Below are 2,970 nucleotides of genomic sequence, written 5' to 3' on the forward strand. Positions count from 1 at the left end.
AGTGTCTGTTCGTGTTTACGTTCTGCTAGTTCTTTCTCATTTTCTTCGCGCGTTTGGTGATGTGTCATCTAAAAAGTCCTCCTTTGAATAAATGTTTGTTATGAGTTACAAATTTATCGTAACAAGTTGACAAGATGGTTTGCAATGGAAATGCTTTCTTGTTACTCTTTCATACCGTCAGTCGAGCCAGCACAAACAGATGCCGAATACAAGCGATCACGATGTGGTCGGAAAACTAAGCTGAGCGATGGGTTAAAGCAAAAAATTCTCAACCATTTACGTCTAAGCTAGTCACCAGGAATGATTGCTCACGAATTTAAACTAGTTACTAAATCTATTTATAATTGGCTAAATCAGGGGAGAATTGGTTTCTCCTTGAATGATCTACCTGAACATGGCGTACGCCAACGGCGTAACGTTGACCAACGACCCAAATATAATCAATCTTTGGGGCGATCAATTGAACAGCGTCCCATGATGATTAATCAACGTAATCGCATCGGCGATTTTGAACTAGATACAGTCGTTGGTCCTCGTGGGCATAGTAAGGCAGTTTTGTTAACTTTAATCGATCGAAAATCACGGTTCCTTTGGGCATACCGGTTAAAAGATCGGACGACAGCGACTGTTAATGAAGCACTAACTAAGTTCCTAACCACTTTTAATGGTCCGGTGCACAGCTTTACTGTGGACCGTGGCACTGAGTTTAGTGGGCTAGTATCACTTGAATCACAATATGGTATTAAGACCTATTACTGCCATGCTTATACTCCAGCTGAACGTGGTAGTAATGAACGCTTTAATCGGAATTTACGTTATTTTTATCCTAAAGGGACTCGTTTTGAGCACATTAGTGCTCAAGATTTAACGACGACGTTACTCCAAATTAACCAGCGACCGCTTAAAATACTCGACTGGCAAACACCGTATCAGGTTATGCTGACAAATTTGTCCAAAAATTCGGATTAAATTTGCAATCTACCGTTTAACATTTTTTGATGCCGAGCGTAACAGCCAGGCTGTCAATTGGCACTGTTCAATTGTGTTTTGACCGTCGAACCCGTGCCCACTGAACCACGAACATCATTATCAGAACGACGGCAATTGCACCGATTGCGGCTGGTATCACGGTCATTCCGGCTAACTCAGGCCCCATCGGCCCCAGCACACCTTCACCAATGAGTGCCCCAAGGACGCCAGCAATAATGTGACCGATCCAACCCCGCGATTGACTGGGGCTCATGATAGCACCTGCAAAAGCACCAACCGCCGCGCCAACAATCATTACCCATAACCAATGCATGCTGTCATCCCCTTTTTAGCGGCGGTGTTTGAACTGCCGCACTTCTCGAAACACAGTCAATCCTAATTGCCCAATTGCAATCAATAGTGACAATTTACCCCAAAAACCAGGGGTCTGTCGTTTAATTTTAGCCATTACGGACACCTCCATCTTTTGATAGCGCTAACAAGTGCTACTTCAACAAATCCTTTTATGCCTAATCACAATTACTGCGGCTGAAGCGCCTGGGCAGCAACGGTTCCGATCACAATAAGTATCATCGCCCCGCTCACGACTGGCAACAACGTCATTCCAGCAACTGTTGGCCCGAACCATCCAAAAGACAGCTGGCCACCAAGTACACCGAATAAGCCTGCGATTAAATTAATTGTCGTTTGACGCCGACCATGTGCGCCTACCGCATTTGCAACGATACCTATTGTTAGTCCTAATATCGCAACACCTATCCATCCCATTGTGAACACGCTCCATCCCGATATTGTGTGATTAAAATTATCATAACTATAATATTTATATTGAGCAATCAAAATGCTCATTGACCCGACTAATTCAGTAATGATGCATATCATTTCCAGTCAAACTAGTGTTCAAGCTATACTGAGACTATCAAAAGCTTACTAAATAAGCGATGAATAAACTTAATTTTTTAATCAAGAGGCGATTGTCATGGCAACAACTTACGGCATTTTCTATAACGGACAAGCGGGTAATGGGCAAGCGGCAACCGTCGCTCATCAAACCGCGCAAGCGCTATCGAACCACGGCATTGAGTCTCAATTACTGACAACACCAGGAATCCCCCGGGCAATTGCGTTAATTAAGCAAACACTTCCTCAACTGTCAGCACTAATTGTTATTGGTGGAGATGGCACACTGAACGTTGCAATGACAGCCCTAATCCAAGCTGAAGCACATATTCGTATCGGTGTTATTCCCATGGGAACGGTTAATAATTTTGCAACCCGCTACCAGTTACCAACTGACCCCCAAGCGGCCATCGAACTAATTTGTACTCAGCCGGCGACCCAAGCAGTCGGCATGCTAGTTTGTAATCAACGCCGGGCAGTCGTGAGTTCACTGACATTCGGTAATTTGGCTGACATTTCCAATGAAGTTCGACAATCTGAGAAGCAGCGATTCGGTAAATTAAGCTATCTTTACCGTGCTATTCGCCATATTGGTCACAATAAGTCACTGCCAATTCGATATCAATTCAAACACGAAGGAAGCCACACCTTAAAAACATGGTTCTGTTTGATTACAACGACCAAATCAGTCGGTGGGCACGTCTATAGCGCGTCTGCTCCAGGAAAAATGCATATTAGTCTACTTAACAACATTGGCTGGCGGCAAGTAATTCCATATATTTGGTTCGCACTAACGGGGAACTTGCAAAACTCCAAGGCCATTACACAGCTAACGGCAACCAGTGCACGAATTACGAGTGCAACTGGTCAAGCCGTGACGACACGTATTGACGGCGACCCAGCGGTTAAACTGCCAATTGAATTGACCTATTTGACAGACCGCTTCGAATTGATCGTACCAACAGTCATCGAATAACGACGTATTTTTTATTAATATAATCAACATATTGGGCAGCGTCAAGAATCTTGTGTAAATGAAATGCCTTCGTACATATAATATGTATCTAACTTAAATAAATG

Annotated in this window: 3 protein-coding genes and 1 pseudogene; 2 read left to right on the forward strand and 2 right to left on the reverse strand. The window is 43.6% G+C overall.

Translation table 11 applies throughout. The features are described from left to right. Positions 1-183: 183 nt before the first annotated feature. Positions 184-969 (forward strand): annotated as a pseudogene (locus EKM67_RS10425) (IS30 family transposase); the annotation flags it as partial. 67 nt (positions 970-1,036) lie between these two features. On the opposite strand, the gene EKM67_RS10430 reads toward EKM67_RS10425, so the two are convergent. Further along, complete coding sequence (locus EKM67_RS10430) at positions 1,037-1,303, reverse strand: GlsB/YeaQ/YmgE family stress response membrane protein (RefSeq protein WP_003640446.1); 267 nt, start codon at positions 1,301-1,303, stop codon at positions 1,037-1,039. A 206-nt stretch (positions 1,304-1,509) separates the two neighbouring features. Further along, entirely contained in the window at positions 1,510-1,758 is a 249-nt protein-coding gene (locus tag EKM67_RS10440) for a hypothetical protein (protein ID WP_010010721.1), read from the reverse strand. A gap of 211 nt (positions 1,759-1,969) precedes the next feature. On the opposite strand from EKM67_RS10440, the gene EKM67_RS10445 reads away from it, so the two are divergent. Next, the gene (locus tag EKM67_RS10445) at positions 1,970-2,866 is read left to right on the forward strand and encodes a diacylglycerol/lipid kinase family protein (protein ID WP_003680378.1); all 897 of its coding nucleotides are present in this window, start codon (positions 1,970-1,972) and stop codon (positions 2,864-2,866) included. Positions 2,867-2,970: the final 104 nt, after the last annotated feature.

Origin of the sequence: Lapidilactobacillus mulanensis, assembly GCF_003946215.1 — a bacterium.
GTDB lineage: Bacteria > Bacillota > Bacilli > Lactobacillales > Lactobacillaceae > Lapidilactobacillus > Lapidilactobacillus mulanensis.

Coding starts and splice junctions, on each gene's coding strand:
- EKM67_RS10430 (WP_003640446.1), bottom strand. CDS start 1,303: ATGCATTGGTTATGGGTAATGATTGTTGGCGCGGCGGTTGGTGCTTTT.
- EKM67_RS10440 (WP_010010721.1), bottom strand. CDS start 1,758: ATGGGATGGATAGGTGTTGCGATATTAGGACTAACAATAGGTATCGTT.
- EKM67_RS10445 (WP_003680378.1), top strand. CDS start 1,970: ATGGCAACAACTTACGGCATTTTCTATAACGGACAAGCGGGTAATGGG.